The sequence below is a fragment of the Deminuibacter soli genome (assembly GCF_003412455.1).
GTDB classification, from domain to species: Bacteria; Bacteroidota; Bacteroidia; order Chitinophagales; family Chitinophagaceae; genus Deminuibacter; species Deminuibacter soli.
Genome location: NZ_QTJU01000009.1, coordinates 151,233 through 170,961 on the forward strand (window position 1 = coordinate 151,233; position 19,729 = coordinate 170,961).

The window sequence follows — 19,729 nt, forward strand, 5'->3', positions numbered from 1 at the left end:
GTTATATTAAACTATTTTCTCATATTCAAAAGGGGATGGATACTTAACAGAAACAACATTTGTATCCTGTTGCTTGTGAAATTAATAAGTTTAGTCGACCCGCGGAAATCCCTGCGCTAATTACATTTCAGCTCCTGTGCCCTCTCACCCTTTCACCATTAATTTCTCGTGTTTATACATCTCAAACCGCTTATTGTTGTACATAAAAAAGCCACCCGCAATAATAATTGCGGGTGGCCTGTTATAAAATAGGGTGCTGCTGTTTATTTGTGCAGCTGAATCTTATCCAGTTTTACATTCTTGCCCGGACTAAGTGTAATGTTGCTCACTGTTGTATCGGCATAACCGTTCGATGCATTGACGAATACATTGTAGATACCTGCAGTCAGGGCGCGCACTTTAAATTCCCCGCCGGGGTTGGGCAATGCATAGGAAGTATCGCCATTGTTGTTGTACACCGTAATCACGGGGAATGCACTCATGGGTGATACCTTGCCCTGTATGCTGCCGGTTGTTTTGGCAATAAACCAGTGCAGTACCGGGTTCAGGTAAAACATGCCGTCGCGCACTTTGATGATAGAACGTGCAATGTCAAAGTCAAGCCACAGGCGGCATCTGCCACTTTCAAACTGTTCAAATTCATCGCCGCGGAATTTCAGCAGTATGGTGCCGTTAAAGGCAGCAGGCAGGTGCAGCGGGTAGGTTACGCTGTCTTTCACCAGGCTGTTTTGCGTGCCCAGCTGAATTTTGATATACTTGATTTTTCCCTTGGGCACATTGCCTTGCGCAAACAGCGTATCAAGCCCGTTGCGCAGGGAAAGAATATCGTACACACCGGCGCGTATCTGCAAATCATCCCACACGCGGCAGCTATCGCGGTTATCGTTGCCCCAATCGTTCCACTGACTGTTGCTGCAGGTATCAACCAGCACCTGTACCGATTGAATGTCTACATACACATTGTCGAAGAACCCGGGATCATCCGTTAAATATAAGGACACGGCCTGCTTGCCTGCAGGCGGAAGATTTTGTTGCGATGATTCATTTTTAGAACAGGCAATCAAAGCAACCGCAATTGTAATGGCCGCAGCAGCCATTCCCTTGAACAGGTTTGTAGTTTGCATACAGTAAATGTTTAAAAGTAGAATTGGGTTATAACCGCTTTAATTTATAATGAGGAAAGTTGATTTGCTTTTAGCGAAATCTGTGCCAGGGTTGGGTTTGGAGGTTCGATGGTTTAATAGCTTGATGGTTCAATGGTTCAATTGTTCAATGGTTCAAATAAAAACCCGCTACGATAGTCTCAACCTATCGGTTCCCAATCTGATACTCGCTCTAATTTAATACTCGCGCCAACTGACGACTGACGATTCGGCTCGCTTAGATAGTCTCGACGTGTCGATTCTCGATTCTCGATGTTTTCCCGCTCACAACTCAAGATTCGGCTCGCTTAAATAGTCTCGACGTGTCGATTCTCGATTTTCGATGTTTCCCCGCTCATGTTTCTTCCAGATCCCGCTATCGCTGCTTCCGTTGCCTGACCGTTTAAAACGTTGCGCTGTTCGCTGCATTTTCAACAAAGCAGCGACAAAGCTGTTATTCCATCTATATGAAGCTGCTGATAACAGGCGCCAACGGATACATCGGTCAACGTCTTATTCCCGCATTGCTGGCACAGGGACATGAACTATACTGCTGCGTACGCAGCCGCAGGCGGTTTGAACAGGAGCATGCAGCAGAAAATATTCATATCATCGAAATAGATTTCCTGCAACCGCCCGCCCATCCTGCATTCCCCGCAGATATTGATGCTGCTTTCTTCTTAATTCATTCCATGAGCACAGGGGCCGATTTCAGTGAAAAAGAACTGCGCGCCGCCACCAACTTTGTACAGCAACTGAATGCCACCAGCTGCAAGCAGGTTATTTATTTAAGTGGCATCAGCAATGAAACACATTTGTCGCAACACCTGCAATCCAGGCTGGCAGTGGAACAGGAACTGGCTAAAGGACCCGTGCCCTTAACCGTACTGCGTGCCGGTATAATTGTAGGCTCGGGCAGCGCATCGTTTGAAATTATACGCGACCTGGTAGAAAAGCTGCCTGTGATGGTAGCGCCGCGATGGCTGAATACACTTTGCCAGCCTATTGCCATACGCAACGTGATCGAATTTTTAACCGGCGTGGTGCTGCGTGAAGACACCTATCAGCAGAATTTTGATATCGGCGCGCCGGAAGTACTTTCCTACAAACAAATGCTGCTGCAGTTTGCAGAAGTCCGGCATTTAAAAAGATGGATCATCACCCTTCCGTTTATGACACCGCGTGTGTCTTCTTTCTGGCTGTATTTTATTACATCCACCTCCTATCCCCTGGCCATAAACCTAGTGAACAGCATGAAGGTAAATGTCACCTGCCGCCCCAATAACCTGGCGCAGCAACTGGGCATTACCCTGCTGCCCTACAAATCGGCCGTGCAGCTGGCTTTTGAGAAAATAGAACAGCAACTGGTGCTCAGCAGCTGGAAAGACGCTTTCAGCGCCTTCAACACCCGCACCGATGTAATGCAATACGTAGAAGTGCCCACCTTCGGCTGCTTTATGGACGTAAAATGGCTGCCCATTACCGGCGACGAACAGCAGGTGCTGAGTAATATTTGGAGCATTGGCGGCGAAAAGGGCTGGTACTACGGCAATACCCTGTGGCGCGCCCGCGGGTTTATCGACAGGGCTTTTGGCGGCGTAGGATTGCGCCGTGGCCGTACCAGCGCCACACAGATACACCCGGGCGATGCGCTGGATTTCTGGCGCGTGCTGGTGGCAGACAAGCAACGCAAACGCCTGCTGCTGTTTGCCGAAATGAAGGTACCCGGCGAAGCCTGGCTCGAATTCCGCATTATGCGCAGAAGCAACCAGCTGCAACTGCGCCAGACCGCCACTTTCCGCCCGCGCGGGCTATGGGGCAGGCTGTATTGGTACAGCATGCTGCCGTTTCACTATTTTATATTTAACGGCATGATTAACAGCATTGTAAAAAGCAAATAGCCCAAACGGCTGTAACCCGCTCCCCCACTGCATTTGCTAAATTTTGTAATACAGGCAACTTATTGTATGGCGCATCGTTTGAATAAGTATAAAAACTTCTATTATGCCGGTATTACAAAACATCCGTGCCCACTCGCTGCACCAGCCCAGGTGGCTTACGCTGCTGCGGATTGCCCTTGGCGCATTACTGTTTATTAAAGGCATTGCCTTTATCAGCGACAGCTCCAGGCTGGAAACCTTGCTGCAGGGCACCAGGCTGGCACACGCCAATACAGCCCTGCTTTCAGGCGTTATTACCTGGGCCCACCTGCTGGGCGGCTTTTTTATACTGATTGGCTTAATGACACGTATTATGAGCATCCTGCAGATCCCTATCCTGCTGGGCGCCATCTTTATCGTGAATCTGCCCCATTTTACCATGAACAACGGCTCTGAACTGGCGCTGGCGGTTATAACGCTGGTACTGCTGGTAGTATTCGTAATTGAAGGCAGCGGCCGTATTTCAGCAGACGAATATTTCAGAACCTACTACAAGGCGGGACTGAACAATAATATCCAGTTGTAAGGTGGTGGCAGCAGGGCTGCAAGTTTGGGGCACATAGCTTTTAGCGTGTGTCGCCGCCTGTGGCTGTGTCCTCACAGCCACCAACCCAAACATACATGCCGGTGAGGACACCGGCATGGGCCCTTTCCCGCCTGTGGCTGTGTCCGCACAGCCACCAACAGACATACATGCCGGTGAGGACACCGGCATGGGCCACTTTCCCGCCTGTGGCTGTGTCCTCACAGCCACCAACCCAAACATACATGCCGGTGAGGACACCGGCATGGGCCCCTTTCCCGCCTGTGGCTGTGTCCTCACAGCCACCAACCCAAACATACATGCCGGTGAGGACACCGGCATGGGCCACTTTCCCGCCTGTGGCTGTGTCCGCACAGCCACCAACCCAGACATACATGCCCGTGAGGACACCGGCATGGGCCCCTTTCCCGCCTGTGGCTGTGTCCGCACAGTCACCAACCCAGACATACATGCCGGTGAGGACACCGGCATGGGCCCTACCGAAATTAGCACCCGCTCAGATCACTCACGATTGACGGCTCACGATTGCCGATTTCCCTATCTTAGCGCAAACCAACGCAACATGACTAAATTGTTCTTGCTGGGCATGGCAACCCTATGCTGTTTACACACGCAGGCCCAGCAACTTGTGTACGAATTCAGCGCCCCCAATGCCGTTCACCACGAAGCCCGCATCAGTGTTACCGTGAAAGACGCCCCTACCGGCGCACCACTTTTGTTCAGGATGAGCCGCTCTTCGCCCGGCAGATACGCCACGCATGAATTTGGCAAAAACGTTTACGATGTACAGGTAACCGATGAATCAGGTACTGCGCTGGCCTTTACCAAACCTGACGGTGATGTGTACCGCGTGGCCAATTACACGGGATATGTGCAGCTTACCTATACCCTGTTTGGCAATTATGCAGATGGCACCTATGCAGGCATTGACGCCACGGGTTATCATTTAAACATGCCCGCTACCTTTATGTGGGTGAAGGGACTGGAGAATGCCCCCATCACCATCCATTTCAATACCCCGGCAGATTCGGCTTTTACCATCGCCACCCAACTGCTGCCCGGCAAGGATGAGCATACATTTACCGCACCCGGCCTGCAGTACTTTATGGATTCGCCTGTTAAAATAGGCAAGCTGAAGTATACCGGTTTCACACTCAATAACCCCGACAAAACTGCCTGCCAGTTTCGCATTGCCTTCGACGGAACAGACAATGACAACCAGCTCGATGCCTTCGGCGAAAAAATAAAACAGATTGTAACACAGGCCCAGGCTGTATTTGGTGAAACGCCTGCTTATGACCAGCACCGTTATACCTTTCTTGCAAGCATCAACCCGTATGTAAAGGGCGATGGTATGGAGCACCGCAACTCTACCATGATCTCTATTCCCGTTGCGTTTGACGGATCAAACCGCTTGCTGGGTGTATTTGCACACGAGTTTTTTCACTGCTGGAATGTAGAGCGCATTCGTCCTAAAACCATTGAGCCGTTCAACTTTGAAAAAAGCAATGAGAGCGATGGCCTGTGGCTTGCTGAAGGTTTTACGCAGTATTACGGCGAACTGCTCAAAGAACGCGCCGGTTTTACCACGCCTGCCGATTACTGCAACACATTATCGGGTCTTATCAATGCCAAGCAAAACACACCGGGAGCAAAATATTACAGTCCCATTGAAAGCAGTCAGCATGCAGTGTTTGTTGATGCAGGTGTATCGATAGACCAGACCAACTACCCCAACATGTTTACCAGTTATTACATGTATGGCGGAGCCACAGCACTGGCACTGGATCTTACCTTGCGCAGCCGCTTCAATACAACACTGGATAACTACATGCGTGCCTTATGGAAGAAATTCGGCAAAACAGAAATCGCCTATACCATGGACGGACTGCAGCAGGTGCTGGCAGAGGTAACAGGCGACAAAGCTTTTGCGGCTTCTTTCTTCAAACAATACATTCACGGGCATACATCATTTGATTATGCACCGCTGCTGGCAAATGCAGGTATGCAGCTGGTTGCCGCAGAGCCCGGTAAAGCATGGCTGGGCAATGTGCAGTATACCACCGGCAAAAACAATGAACTGATCATCAGCAGCAACACGCGACGCGATACCCCTTTTTATATGGCTGGTATCGACAATAGCGACACATTGTTATCGGTTGATGGCAGGGAAGTACATGCTGAAAAAGACATGGATGCCATACTCGCTGCACACAAACCCGGCGATGTTTTGCCTGTTATATACAAACATCGTGATATAACCATGAAAGTAACGGTTACTTCTGCGCAAAACCCGCAGTACAAAGTATTATTGCGCGAAACGGCAGATAATTCAGGCAATATTTCCCCAACTGAGCAACAATTCCGAAGCAACTGGCTAGGAAAGAAATAATTGCACGGAATGCTTCGGTCTGTTTGTCAATGGCTTAACCGTTACACAAATCAATCATAACGCAGCATCTATCTGTTTGGCATGAATTTTCTCTGTGCTAGGACGGACCTCCAGGCAACCATGAGAGGTCTGTTTTCTCCACATAAAAAATAACGTATGAAAAAAAGATTGATGACACTTGCAATTGTATTGGTGGCTTGTACCTGCACCGCAGTAAATGCCCAGATACAACGCGGGAATGTATTGATTGGCGCCGATCTCGCGAATTTCAACTTTGGCCTTAACCATGGTGCCGCTACCAACATTAACCTTACTCCAAAAGCCGCCTGGTTTATTAAAGACAATCTTGCGCTGGGTGCTTTTGTACATTTTGGATTGCAAACAGCGAAAGATGCACCAACTTATACCACCTATGGTGTTGGTCCGCTCGCCAGGCTTTATGTTAACAAAATAAACAACACCAATATCACAGTGCTTAAACATACCCTCTTTTTTGTGGAAGGAAATGTAGGCCTTGAAGGCACCAATATATCAAAAGGCGGTGGCAGTACTAATGGACTGGGTTTGGGTATCGGACCTGGTTTGGCCTACTTTATAACACCAAACATTGGTTTGGAAGGCTTACTGAAATACAACGGTGTGGTGGGTTTTGGCTCCAGCACAACTTCAAGCGCATTAAACCTGAACATCGGTTTCCAGATTTACCTGTCAGGTGCAAGGGTTAAAGCTGCTTCGAAGAACCAGCAAAACATGTAATATTTTTATAAGACCGGAAAGCACATGCAGCAATAAACAGCAGCAGCTTTCCGGTCATTTTGTTTTTAACAGATTATATTTGATAAAACATCGTTTTACCGAATTAACGTCGTATCTTTGCCGCGTCAGTTTGAGTAACACAGCATTTTAGTAATTGAACGGTCTATCTCTGCTACGCATTTTCTGCTAATAGTGATGCTTCTTTACACTCCTGTTTTCTCAGCTTATCAGCTCATTCATTTTATTAATTATCAGTACATAGTATGAACATTTACGTTTCAAACTTAAGCTTCAACGTTGAAGATGATGACTTAAGGGGATTTTTTGAAGAGTATGGCGAAGTAGTTTCAGCCAAAGTTATTAAAGACAAATTCACTAACCGCAGTCGTGGTTTCGGTTTCGTAGAAATGGCTATCGACGCTGAAGCGCAGAAAGCTATCGAAGAACTGAACGGTGGTATGGTTGAAGGAAGGGCTATCAATGTTACTATTGCTAAACCAAGGGAAGAAAAAACCGGCGGTAACAACGGCGGTGGCAACAGGCGTTCTTTCTCAAACAGCAAATGGTAATAGTGATCAACTATTCATCAGTATCCTGAAAATATAAAGGGATTTCCGCTTCTGCAAAGAGGCAGGAATCCCTTTAGTCTTTTTAGGGCCAACCCACTACCCTTACACCTTCACACTGCAAAGTGATCCCTAAACCTATGTACCTGCAGTATGCAATGCTTTGCGTTTTTCTCCTGCGTATTGTTGCGGTAAATGAACACTGCTGCTGCCCCAACCGCAGAGAAGGAAATGCTTTTCCCCACACTTCAATACGCCTTCCCTCCACACATCAATCAATTGCCCCCATTGAACAATTGAACTCTTGAACAATTGAACTCTTGAACAATTGAACTCTTGAACAATTGAACTCTTGAACAATTGAACTATTGAACTATCAAACCATTGAACAATTTAACATGTAACAGATACATCAAAAAGATGCATGTTTTTTTAACCAAAAGCCTTTATTTTGGTACAACAAAACAGCAGCATGAACATAGGGGAAATAAAACAGCAGCTAGCTAAAAAGACAGTTGAATTCAGAACAGGCGGATTTAAACCCGGCGATGCAGCTACAGAAAGCTGGATAGGCAATGTATACCTGTACAAAGAAGCAGAAGAGATACCACTCAACAGCGAGGGCGACGTAATGTATCCCCTGCTGCAATTACACGTGGCCTCACTCCCCTATATTCCCGAAGCATTGAAGAACACCGCAGTCATCACTGTTTTTGTTGGATATGATGAACCAATCGACAGCCACACACCACAAGGCGATGGCTGGGTATTGCGCGAATACACCGCAGCTGATCAGCTGGTGGTAAAACGCTGGGTACATCCCGAACCCCTGTTCAAAACATACCCGCTTAAACCCGGCAATGCAGAAGATGATTTCCCGGTATGGGACGATCCTGCATTCCCTTCAGCTATTATCACTGCCATTGAAACACTCGAGGAAAAAGAAGAAATCAGCAATTACTACGATGCAGTAAACCTGCACTACCACCATAAACTGGGCGGCTACCCCAGCTTTCAGCAGGCACACAACGGCTTTGATGAAGGCTTTGAATTCATGTTCCAGATTGCCCCCGACGATAAAGCCGGCTGGCCCATCGAAGACGACAACAATCTTTACTTCACCAAAAACGCACAAACAGGAGAATGGAAGGTGTATGCGGAGTATGACTAGTGAGTGGTGAAAGCCGGTGAATAGTGAGTGGGTGAATAGTCAATAGTGAATAGTGAATAAATACAAACGCCGTTGCCGGTGTCCCCACCGGCAACCTTAATAGCCGTAGCAAAGATTCAGCGCATTCCGCGTTTTTCGCCCCGTAGGAGCTCCTGTGAAGCGAGAGACGCTACCGCAGCGTGAAGCTTGCAGCTCGTAGCTCGAAGCTTGCAGCTGTATTACCAGCTTCTTCCGTACTTTTGCAGCAATGCAAACAAATTTCTCTACCGAACAAATACTGGCCAACCTGAACATCGATGCGCTGAATGCTATGCAGGAAGCATCCATGGAAACCAATGCCGGTAACAATGATGTAGTGCTGCTTTCAGCCACCGGCTCGGGCAAAACACTGGCCTTTTTGCTGCCTATATTGCAACGCCTTGACTTCTCCCGCAAACACCAGACACAGGCGCTGATTATCGCTCCTTCCCGCGAACTGGCCTTGCAGATAGAAAAAGTGTTCAAGCAAATGGGCACAGGCTTAAAAATCACCTGCTGCTACGGCGGACATTTACGTGAAACCGAAGAAAACAACCTGCAGCAGCCTCCGGCCGTCATTACCGGTACACCCGGCCGCCTTGCAGATCATATACGCCGCGGCAACATTCAAACAGATACCATAGAAACACTGGTTCTCGATGAGTTCGATAAATCTGTTGAACTGGGTTTCCAGGAAGAGATGTCGTTTGTTATCGGCTCCCTGCCTGCCATTAATAAACGCATACTTACCTCTGCCACACCAGCCGTGGAAATACCTGCATTTATTGGTCTGCAGAACGAAACTGTGCTCGACTTTTTACCTGATCAGCCTGTTTCAGAACGACTGGCGCTGAAAAAAGTTCTGTCACCCGACAAGGATAAAATAGACACCCTGTTCCGCCTTATCTGCGCACTGGGTAACCGACCTACCATTGTTTTCTGTAATCACCGTGAATCGGTTGAACGCGTAAGCGAACTGCTGGCAGAGAAAGGCATTCCCAACGAATTTTACCACGGCGCTATGGAACAGCGCGACCGCGACAGCGCTTTGTGCAAGTTCCGTAATGGCACCGCCTTCCTGCTCATTACCACCGATCTCGCTGCACGCGGACTGGATATTCCTTTTATCCGCTACATTATTCACTACCACCTGCCTGCCACGAAGGACATCTTCACGCACCGCAACGGCCGTACTGCCCGTATGGAAGCCAGCGGCACCGCAATACTGCTGCTGAGTGGTGAAGAAAAAATACCTGCCTATATTGAGGAAGACGTGGAAGAAATGATGTTGCCTGATACAGTAGAACTGCCCGAAAAAACCAAGTGGACCACCCTGTTTATCGCAGCCGGTAAAAAAGACAAGGTAAACAAAATAGATATTGTTGGCTTCTTAAGCCAGAAAGGACAACTGAAAAAAGAAGATATCGGCCTGATAGAAGTAAAGGATTTCTTCTCTTTCGCCGCCATCCGCAAAAGCAAGGCCAGCACCACGCTGCACCTGGTGCAGCAACATAAAATCAAAAACAAGAAGGTGAAAATTGAAGTAGCCAAGTAGAGAACAGCTGCAAGCTGCGAGCTGCAAGCTTTTAGCAGATAGCGTATAGCGGTTAGCCCGCAAGGTACACGCCGCCTGCGGCGTATGGACTAAGCTAGTTGCCGGTGGGGACACCGGCAACGGCATTTGTATTTATTCACTATTGCCCATTCACTATTCACCCACTCACCACTCACCACTCACCCACTCACCACTCACCACCGCCCTGGCTCACGCGCGCCATTCAAAGAAAAACGTACTTCCGATGCCTGGCTCTGATACTACGCGTATTTTGCCGCCTTGTTCTTCTACCAGCATTTTCAGGATATTCAAACCTACACCGGTACTGCTCTCCTGGCCCTGTGCCTTGTTCTGCGTGGTTTCAAAGAGTTTGAAAATACGCTGCTGATCGGCTTCTGCTATACCGGGGCCATTGTCTTTTACAAAAAACTCGTAGAAGTCACCCTTGCGTACTGCACCCACTTCGATAGCGCCTTCCGGTTTGTCGATGTATTTGATGGCATTACTGATCAGGTTTTGAAATACCTGCTGCAGTTTAAGACGGCGGGTTTTAAGCGTGGGTAAATCGGGCGATGCAGTGATCTTAATATGTTTGGGCGGAAACAGCAGGTAAGCGATCTGGTGTACCAGTTCCTGCACATCCACTTCTTCTACCGTTTGCTGCGTGGCGCTCTGGCGTGAGTACTCGAGAATAGAGTTAATCATGTCAGACAGGTGCATCGACGCCTGCGACAGCATCTCTACATTATCCTGCAACTCCGGGTGCTGCCGTACAACATCATCTGTCTGCATCAGCGAGAGAATAGTAATTACAGCAGAGAGCGGTGATTTAAGATCATGTGATACGATATATACAAACCGTTCCAGCTGTTTGTTGATGCGTTCTACTTCAAGCAGGGAGTTCTTTAACCCCTGCTGGTAAAAATACAGCTGTTCAAATACGTTAACCTTGGCCTGGGTAATATGTATGTCCAGCGGCTTTTGCAGGTAATCTACCGCGCCCTGGCTAAAACCCTTCAGCACATATTGTTCATCCTTGTTAATGGCTGTTACAAAGATGATGGAGATATCTTTTGTTTTGGGATTTGATTTCAGCAGCCTGGCAACTTCAAAGCCATCCATTTCCGGCATCTGCACATCGAGCATAATCAGGCCCACGTCATCATTCTTCAGCACATGCTTCAGGGCTTCATTGCCGGATGTGGCTTTTACAAAACGTCTCCCCTCCTGCTCCAGCATGTCTTCGAGGGCGAGCAGGTTTTCCTCCCTGTCGTCAACAAGCAGTATTTTGAATTCTTTGGGGGTTTGTGCGCTCATGATGTTTGCTGTTTACTCAACGGTTAATTGATGCAGGTATTCTACAATTTTCTCCGGTGCCATACTCTTTACTTTCGCGTTTTTTTCGATGGCAGCAACCGGCATGGCAGGGTACTCGCTGGTTTCAGGACTTTGGGCGATGGCTACTCCGTTGGCAGCCACTACGGCTTCCATTCCGTCGGCACCGTCCTGGTTGGCGCCGCTGAGTAAAATGGCAATTGTTTTGGGACCGAACACACGCACTACACTTTCAAAACTCACATCAATAGACGGGCGGCTGTAGTGCACGGGTTCTGAATAATCGAGGCTGAATGTTTTATCTGCTTCTACCAGCAGGTGGTAATTCTGGGGCGCAATATAAACATGTCTGCGTTTGATTGCTTCCTTATCTTCCGGTTCTTTTATTTTTTGTGTTTGCTGCACACTCGCCAGTATGCCCTGCAAATCGCTGGCTACATTTTTAAGCCGGTGCAGCACTACAATAACGGGTATGGAGAAATTAGGCGGCAGGTTTTCAAGCACCTGCAGCAATACCGGCAAACTGCCTGCAGAGCCGCCGATCACGATAATATGGTCTATTGACGTGGGCATCAATCGCTACTTTTTACGCTTGAATATTTTGGCTGTTGCATCCACGGTTTCAAATTTATCCCGCAAATCGGTAAACAGCAACGATTCCTTCATACCCAGGGCCAGGTAACCCATGGGGGGAAGACTGTTGTAAAACAGGTGAAACACGTGGTTCTGCAAGGTTTTATTAAAATATATCAACACATTGCGGCAACATACCAGCTGAAATTCATTAAACCCCTGATCGGTCACAAGGTTGTGCTGCGAGAAAACAATATTCCTGCGCAGGTCTTTCCGGATCAGTGCATTTTCATACCGTGCTGTGTAATACGTTGAAAAGTCTTCTTTACCGCCGCTTTGCTGGTAATTGGCCGTATAATCTTTCATGTAGTGCATAGGCACAATGCCGCTGCGTGCTTTTTCAATATTGGCCGGGTTAATATCGGTAGCATAAATCACTGCCCGGTTCAGCAGCCCGGCTTCTTCGAGCAGTATGCACATGGAGTATACCTCTTCGCCCGAACTGCAGCCAGCATGCCATATTTTGATAATAGGATACGCGGCCAGTTTGGGCAGCACCTTCTCCCGCAGGGAATGGTAAAATGCCGGGTCGCGGAACATTTCCGTCACATTCACCGTAATGGTTTGCAGGAAATAAGCAAAGAACGCCGGCTCGTTGGTTAAATGAAACCGCAGGTCGTACACGGTTTTGATGCGTGCAGTATCCATAAAACGCAGCACGCGCCGTATAAGCGATGCACGGGAATAATTGGAGAAATCATACCCATAATTATTCCTGATCACAAGCAATACATCGTCGAGGTCGGCAGCAGATATGTCTATCTTTTCCTTCATTATTGTGTTAACCAAACGCGCATAAGCGATAATAAACGGTTCAAATCAACCGGTTTTGTAATATAATCTGATGCTCCTGCCTCTATGGTTTTTTCACGGTCGCCTGTCATGGCCTTGGCGGTTAGTGCAATCACCGGCAGTTTGGTGAGGTTTAAATCTGCCCGCAACCTGCGTGTTGCTTCATAGCCATCCATTTCAGGCATCATAATATCCATGAGAACGATATTGATTTGTTCATTGCCCCTGAGTATGTCCAGCGCCTCCTTACCGTCACTGGCAGTGATCACATCCATCTGCTGCTCTTCCAGTGCGGTGCTCAATGCAAATACATTGCGCATGTCATCATCTACCAGCAATACTTTTTTGCCTTTGAGGATATTGTTATCGGCCAGGGTAATGTTTTGTTTCGCAGCCGGCTGGTCATCGGCTTCCTGAACCTTATACAAAAACAATTCCATTTCATCGAGCAGCCTGTCTTTTGAATAAGATGATTCCCTGATCACCACGTTGGCTACTTTCTTCAGTTTCATTTCATCGGTGGGTGAAATATCTTTATCGAGGTAAATAATCACCGGTATGGCGTCCTTTTCCACTTTGGGCTGCAGGCGCTCCAGGTCTTTCAGTCCCTGCTGTATGTCTTTGCCAATGTCGGCAATAATGCAGTCGAATTTCGTTTTCTCTGCAGCCTGCAGTGCTTCCGCTACATTGGCAGCGTATACGCATTCCACATCAAAATGGCGTTCATCTACCAGTTTGCGCAGGTTATCATCCTTGATATAATCGCCTGACAGGATGAGCAGTTTTTTCACTTTGCTGCTGAGATAACTGCCAATTACATCAAAGGCTTTTTCAAGGTATTCTTTTTCCACCGGTTTCTTCAGGTAGGCCAGCGCACCGTTTGAGCTGAGTTTCGATTCATCGGCAGCAGAGATAATGTGTACAGGTATTTTGCGCAGCACTTCATCTGCCTTCAGTACTTTCAGCAGGTTCCAGCCGTCAATTACCGGCAGCTGCATATCGAGCATAATGGCTGTGGGCCTGTATTTACGGGCGTAGAACAAACCTTCGTCACCCTGCAGTGCCACGATGGTTTTGTAATTTTTACCGCGTGAAAAGTCCTGTATAATACGGGCAAACTGTTCGTCGTCTTCAATAATCAGCATTACTTTATCATGCGGCTGCAGGGCATGCCGGTCGTCTGGCACTCTGGTTTGCTGCACAATCTGGCCTGCCTCTACTGCAGCCAGTGTTTTTTCCGCTTGCGCTGGAAGTGGGGCAATGCTGCCCGGCTGCACTGCCCTGGCACCTGCTTTCAGCGGCAGGTACACGGTAAAGGTGCTGCCCTGCCCTTCTGCGCTGGTAACCTGTATTTCGCCACCCAATTGTTTCACCAGTTCTTTGCTGATGCTGAGGCCCAGGCCTGTGCCGCCATACTTGCGGTTGGTAGAACCGTCGGCCTGCTGAAAGGCTTCGAAAATGAGTTGCTGTTTGTCGCGCGCTATGCCAATACCACTGTCGGTTACACTAAAGGCCACAATATCACCCGCGTTCACCAGGCTACCCTTGGTAAAATACTGGTTGTCGCCGGCTATGGCGACTGACAAGGTAATATGGCCGCCTTTGGGTGTAAACTTAAATGCATTGGACAACAGGTTTTTCAGTACCTGTTCCAGTCTTTGCTTATCCGTGAAAATGGCGGGTGTTGCTGTTGCATCAACCACGGTTTTAAACACCACTTCTTTTTCTTCGGCCACTACAGAGAACAGCTGCTGTATATCGCGCTCAATATCCTTTACCGGTACTTCTTCAAAATTGAATTCAATTTTACCCGCTTCAATTTTAGAGAGATCAAGAATATCATTGATCAGCTTCAGCAGGTCAGATCCTGATTTGTGAATCACATTGGAGTATTCTACCTGTTTATCGTTCAGGTTGCCGGCTTTATTTTCAGACAACAGTTTGGCGAGAATAAGGATACTGTTGAGCGGTGTACGCAGCTCGTGCGACATATTGGCCAGGAATTCCGATTTGTATTTACCCGTTACCTGCAGTTCTTCTGCTTTCAGCATCAGCGCCTGGCGAGCTACTTCTACCGCTTCGTTCTTTTCTTCCAGCTCGGCATTAATCTGGCGCAATTCTTCTTCCTGCACGCGCAGTTCTTCTTCTGACGATTGCAGTATTTCTGTTTGCCTTGTCAGTTCTTCATTGGTTTGCCGCAGTTCTTCCTGCTGGTGCTCCAGGGCTTCGCGGTGCTCCTGCACTTTTACCAGCAGGTTATCGATTTTCTCGCGCGATTGCAGGGCATTCAACCCGATGGAGATATTATTGGAGATGGTGCCCAGGAAATTCAGCTGGGCTTCTGTGAATGGGCTAAAGCGGCCTAACTCCATCACCCCTTTGGATTCGCCATCCATCCACAACGGCACACATACTATTTCACCGTGTCCGCTCATTTCACCAAGTGCAGAAGCTACTTTCCAGTAATGGGCAGGCACATCGCGGATCACCAGCACCTCTTTCTGTTCTGCGGCGCGGCCTACAATGCCATCACCCGGCGTAAACGTTTTTACCGATTCTGCCGAAGCGCCCACTGCAGCACACTGCTCCAGTTTGGTGGCATCTTCATTCATTACATACATAACACCTGCAGGCAATTGCAGGTAGTTCACCACAGCCTGTAATACATCCTGCGACAGCTTTTCGGTAGTAGTATCGCCGCGCATACTGTCGTTCACCAGTGCCACCCCCTGCAGCTGCCAGTTTTTTTCTTCTGCCACTGCATTCAGTTTCTCTGTTTCGCCCAGTGTTTCCTGTAACCGCAGGTTGGCTTTGTAGCGGCTTTTGAGCGTGGTTAATATAGCATTGATAAGTAACAAAACCACCATCAGCAATATCACAATACCACCAACCAGGATGGCTTTTGTCTGGTTATTGAAATCACTCTTGTTCTTTAAACGGATCACCAGCAGGCGGTCTTCTTCTGCCTTGGCTTTATCAAACAGGCCGTAAAGGGCGGTGAGCAGGCTCTCTTCTTTATCAATAACCGTCTTTACCTTGTCATGATCATCGGTTTTCTGCAAAACGCCATCTGTTTGCCAGAACCGCAGCAGGTTAGACGCTGCGGTTTCCATATTATTCACATTCTCCAGCTGCACCGGGTTATCCGCGATCTCTTTTTTCAGCGCTTCAATGGCAGGCAGCAGCAATGACTGACCTTTCACATAACCGGTTAAATATTTATCGTCACCGGTAACCCAGTAATCGCGGCGGCCGGTACGCATTTGCCCCAGCACAAAACGGGTATCCCGCAATTGTTCTTTTACCCGGTAGGTATGTTCTACCCACGAAGCTTCATCGGTTTGGCGCCACAGGGCCGTCATGGCCACACCGCCCACCATTAATACAAGCAATACGGCAATAATCAACCCGCCATACAACCTGAATGGGATAGATTGCTTCATTTGTTGGATATTATACATGGTAAAACGAACTATGCTAAAAGGTACAATATTAATCCAATCTGCGCCACACCGGCTTATAGAAGGCTTAAGTTTTTATAAATGAACAATAAAAATGTTGCTATTTTTAACCATAAACTTAACGAATGACACGACCCTATCGTATTGCATCAACCCTGGCAGCAATGCTTGCCCTCGCTGCCTGTACTGGTAAGCCTGATGCAGCCGGCAGCAAGGCCGGTGATATCCTTGCCATGAACAGGGATACAACAGTGCATCCCGGTGATGACTTTTTCAGCTACGCCAATGGCGGATGGATTAAGCAAAACAATATCCCGAATGAAGAAAGCAGCTGGGGTATCGGCAACCTGGTAGTTGACGAAAACCTCAACAGGCTGAAGACAATTAACCTGGAAGCTGCAAAAGCACATGCCGCCGCAGGCACACCGCAGCAAAAGATCGGTGATTTCTGGGCAACCGCGATGGACAGTACTGGCATTGAAAAAGCCGGTCTTGCCCCGCTGCAGCCTTACTTTGCCAGCATCGATTCACTGAACGATATTAAAGGCCTGCCTGCCCTGGTAGCCAGGTTCGACCAGCTGGGTGTAGGTTCCATCATCAGCATGTTTGTAGCGCAGGATGCCAAAAACAGTGATGCCTATGCCTTGCAGTTCTGGCAATCCGGCCTGTACCTGCCTGAGCGTGAGTACTACCTGAAAACGGATTCTACCTCGCTGAATATTCTTAAAACCTACCAGCAGCTGGTTGCCCGGTTTTTAACCATGAGCCAGCTACCTGAAGCAGAAGCCAACACACAGGCTGCCGCGATACTGAAGCTGGAAACTGCCATGGCCCGCGTACACCGCAAACTGGCCGACCTGCGCGATCCTTACCACAACTACAACAAAATGTCTACTGCCGCGCTGTTTAAACTGGCGCCGGCCCTGCAGGTTGACCAGTATTTTAAAATACTGAACGTACCCAAAGCCGACACCGTAATTGTTGGCCAGCCGGAATATTATAAAGAGCTGAACACACTGGTGACCAGCACCCCGGTAGCTACCTGGAAAGCCATGCTGCGCTTTCGTTTGATAGACAATTTCACCGAGGCATTGCCCGATACATTCGGCATCGAGAAATTCAAATTCAGCCGCCTGCTCAGCGGCGCCAAAGAACGCAAGCCTCGCTGGAAACGCGTTTTACGCAATGAAGAAAGCGTAATGGGCGAACTGCTGGGACAGCTGTTTGTAAAGGAATACTTTAATGCAACAGCCAAACAACGCTACGAAAACCTGGTAGAAGCCATCCGCGGCGCATATAAAACACGGATAGAAAAACTGAGCTGGATGAGTGACAGCACCAAGCAGAAAGCCCTGCAGAAACTCGCTGCCATTAAAAAGAAAGTGGGATACCCCGATAAATGGAAAGACTTCAGTTCTTTACAGATCGGCACGGCCAGTTATGTACAGAACCTGATTAACGGCAACCAGTTCTGGTGGCAATACAACCTGAATAAACTGGGTAAACCGGTTGACAGGAATGAATGGGACATGACACCGCAAACCTACAATGCCTATTACAACCCCAGCAACAATGAAATTGTACTGCCTGCAGGCATCTTCACCGTTCCGGGCCACCGCGATGAAGACCTCGACGATGCCCTGGTATACGGTTATGCAGGCGCCAGCACTATTGGTCATGAAATAACACATGGCTTTGACGATGAAGGCCGCCAGTTTGATAAAGAGGGTAACCTGAAAAACTGGTGGAGCGATGAAGACGGTAAAAAATTCAATGACCGCGCTGAAGTAATGGTACGCCAGTTCAACAACTATGTAGTGGTAGATACTTTTAAAATAAACGGCAAAGCCACGCTCGGCGAAAACATTGCAGACCTCGGCGGCATACTGCTGGGCTGGGATGCGTTTCAACAAACCGAACAGTATAAAAAGAATGAACCCATCAGCGGCATCTCCCCTGCTGAACGCTACTTCCTTGGTTATGCCCTCGGCTGGCTGGGCCAAACACGCCCCGAAGCCCTGCGCAACCAGGTGTTAACGGATGTGCACTCCCCCGCCAAATTCAGGGTAAACGGACCGTTTGCCGATGTGGATGCGTTTTACAGCACCTATAAATTAACGCCGGCGAATAAGATGTACCTGGCGGATAGTGCAAGAGTGAGGATCTGGTGAGCACAATGCGGTAATGTGTGAATTTGAAAATGCAAATACAAAAAAGCTCCGGCATGCCGGAGCTTTTTTATTTACCAATATTTTCAAATCAGCACATTTTCAAATTTTCAAATTATCTCAATCCCCAATCCCGGTTTGCCGCTGAGTGATACGTTACCGTTATCGTACAGCAGGCCTTTGGCGCGGTCTTCGGTGAGCAAGAGGGGGCCATCCATATCAACATAATCCAGTTGGGGAATAAAGTTGCCGATGGCGGCAGAGCCGATGGTGCTTTCGTTCATGCAACCCATCATCACCTTCATATTAAGTGAGCGGGCCTTTTGTATCATGCGCAATGCAGGTGTAATGCCACTGCATTTGGTAAGTTTGATATTGATGCCATGAAAGTGGTTGTGGCATTTTTCCACGTCGTGCTCAAACACACAACTTTCATCAGCCAGTAAAGGCAGGGGCGATACGCGAAACAATTCCTTCATGCCTTCCCAGTTGTCTTTTGCGAGTGGCTGCTCAACAAACTCTACACCCAGCGCTGCCAGCTGCGGTATTTTTTCAAGCGCTTCTCCTGTTGTCCAGCCGGCATTGGCATCTACCCTGAATACAGCGTCGGTATTGGAACGCAGGGCTTTCATGATGCTGATATCTTCCGGTGTGCCGAGTTTGATTTTATAGATGGGCCATGGTTTGGCTTTCATTTTGGCCACCATTTTATCGATGGTGTCAATGCCAATGGTGTAGTCTGTTTTAGCAGCAGCCTGCCAGGATGTACCCCACAATTCGTACAGGGGTTTCTGTTTCATTTTGCCCATCAAATCCCAGGCGGCCATATCCAGTGCGCATACCAGGAACGGGTTGTTCGGAATAAGGTGGTGCAGGTAATGCCAGTAACGTTCCACTTCAGTGAAGGCAAATTTTTCGATCATTGATTTTTTGGCTTCAATGTCGGCGATCATCTGTTCAACCGTGATATTGTAATAGGTAATGGCAGGCGCTTCGCCATAACCAATGTAATTGCCCAACTGCAGCGCAACAATCAGGGTTGGCTGGTGTGTTTTGGTACGCCCGTTTGAAATGGTGAACGGGTATTGAAAGGGTAATTCGTACTGCTGGTAATAGAGTTTCATGCGGGTTGCAAGATAACGCAAAAGAACGCAAAAGCATTTACATTATCTGCCACTGGCTGTGTCCTCACAGCCAGTTCATGTTGCCGATGCGGCTGTGAGGACACAGCCGCGGACGTGCCTGCTATTTAATAC

General features: G+C 48.2%; 14 protein-coding genes. 8 read left to right on the forward strand and 6 right to left on the reverse strand.

What is annotated here, in order from left to right:
* Positions 1-263 precede the first annotated feature (263 nt).
* Entirely contained in the window at positions 264-1,124 is an 861-nt protein-coding gene (locus DXN05_RS20030; RefSeq protein ID WP_116849067.1) for a DUF4382 domain-containing protein, read from the reverse strand.
* A gap of 485 nt (positions 1,125-1,609) precedes the next feature.
* On the opposite strand from DXN05_RS20030, the gene DXN05_RS20035 reads away from it, so the two are divergent.
* From DXN05_RS20035 to DXN05_RS20070, 7 genes are all read left to right on the forward strand, one after another.
* On the forward strand, positions 1,610-3,043 hold the full coding sequence (locus DXN05_RS20035) for an SDR family oxidoreductase (RefSeq protein ID WP_116849068.1): 1,434 nt from the start codon (positions 1,610-1,612) through the stop codon (positions 3,041-3,043).
* A 103-nt stretch (positions 3,044-3,146) separates the two neighbouring features.
* Positions 3,147-3,608: a DoxX family protein gene (locus DXN05_RS20040; protein ID WP_116849069.1), complete on the forward strand. Its 462-nt coding sequence runs from the start codon at positions 3,147-3,149 to the stop codon at positions 3,606-3,608.
* A 580-nt stretch (positions 3,609-4,188) separates the two neighbouring features.
* The gene (locus tag DXN05_RS20050; RefSeq protein WP_211330107.1) at positions 4,189-6,018 is read left to right on the forward strand and encodes a M61 family metallopeptidase; all 1,830 of its coding nucleotides are present in this window, start codon (positions 4,189-4,191) and stop codon (positions 6,016-6,018) included.
* 156 nt (positions 6,019-6,174) lie between these two features.
* Positions 6,175-6,774 (forward strand): hypothetical protein, encoded by a 600-nt coding sequence (locus tag DXN05_RS20055; protein WP_116849071.1) that lies wholly within the window; start codon positions 6,175-6,177, stop codon positions 6,772-6,774.
* A gap of 263 nt (positions 6,775-7,037) precedes the next feature.
* Complete coding sequence (locus DXN05_RS20060; RefSeq protein ID WP_116849072.1) at positions 7,038-7,343, forward strand: RNA recognition motif domain-containing protein; 306 nt, start codon at positions 7,038-7,040, stop codon at positions 7,341-7,343.
* 469 nt (positions 7,344-7,812) lie between these two features.
* Complete coding sequence (locus DXN05_RS20065; RefSeq protein WP_116849073.1) at positions 7,813-8,511, forward strand: DUF1963 domain-containing protein; 699 nt, start codon at positions 7,813-7,815, stop codon at positions 8,509-8,511.
* A gap of 247 nt (positions 8,512-8,758) precedes the next feature.
* A complete protein-coding gene (locus tag DXN05_RS20070; RefSeq protein ID WP_116849074.1) occupies positions 8,759-10,084 on the forward strand; it encodes a DEAD/DEAH box helicase in 1,326 nt (441 codons plus the stop codon).
* 210 nt (positions 10,085-10,294) lie between these two features.
* Here DXN05_RS20070 and DXN05_RS20075 read toward each other — a convergent pair whose 3' ends face one another.
* From DXN05_RS20075 to DXN05_RS20090, 4 genes are read right to left on the reverse strand one after another with little or no spacing between them, the layout of a single operon-like run.
* The gene (locus DXN05_RS20075; protein ID WP_116849075.1) at positions 10,295-11,401 is read right to left on the reverse strand and encodes a sensor histidine kinase; all 1,107 of its coding nucleotides are present in this window, start codon (positions 11,399-11,401) and stop codon (positions 10,295-10,297) included.
* Positions 11,402-11,413: 12 nt separating this feature from the next.
* Complete coding sequence (locus tag DXN05_RS20080; RefSeq protein ID WP_211330108.1) at positions 11,414-11,992, reverse strand: chemotaxis protein CheB; 579 nt, start codon at positions 11,990-11,992, stop codon at positions 11,414-11,416.
* A gap of 6 nt (positions 11,993-11,998) precedes the next feature.
* The gene (locus DXN05_RS20085; RefSeq protein ID WP_116849077.1) at positions 11,999-12,826 is read right to left on the reverse strand and encodes a CheR family methyltransferase; all 828 of its coding nucleotides are present in this window, start codon (positions 12,824-12,826) and stop codon (positions 11,999-12,001) included.
* The gene (locus DXN05_RS20090) at positions 12,826-16,287 is read right to left on the reverse strand and encodes a response regulator (protein WP_116849078.1); all 3,462 of its coding nucleotides are present in this window, start codon (positions 16,285-16,287) and stop codon (positions 12,826-12,828) included. The genes DXN05_RS20085 and DXN05_RS20090 overlap by 1 nt, the downstream gene beginning before the upstream one ends.
* A 143-nt stretch (positions 16,288-16,430) precedes the next feature.
* Here DXN05_RS20090 and DXN05_RS20095 point away from each other — a divergent pair, with 143 nt between their 5' ends.
* The gene (locus DXN05_RS20095; protein ID WP_116849079.1) at positions 16,431-18,476 is read left to right on the forward strand and encodes a M13 family metallopeptidase; all 2,046 of its coding nucleotides are present in this window, start codon (positions 16,431-16,433) and stop codon (positions 18,474-18,476) included.
* 107 nt (positions 18,477-18,583) lie between these two features.
* Here DXN05_RS20095 and DXN05_RS20100 read toward each other — a convergent pair whose 3' ends face one another.
* Complete coding sequence (locus tag DXN05_RS20100) at positions 18,584-19,597, reverse strand: dipeptide epimerase (protein ID WP_116849080.1); 1,014 nt, start codon at positions 19,595-19,597, stop codon at positions 18,584-18,586.
* Positions 19,598-19,729 lie beyond the last annotated feature (132 nt).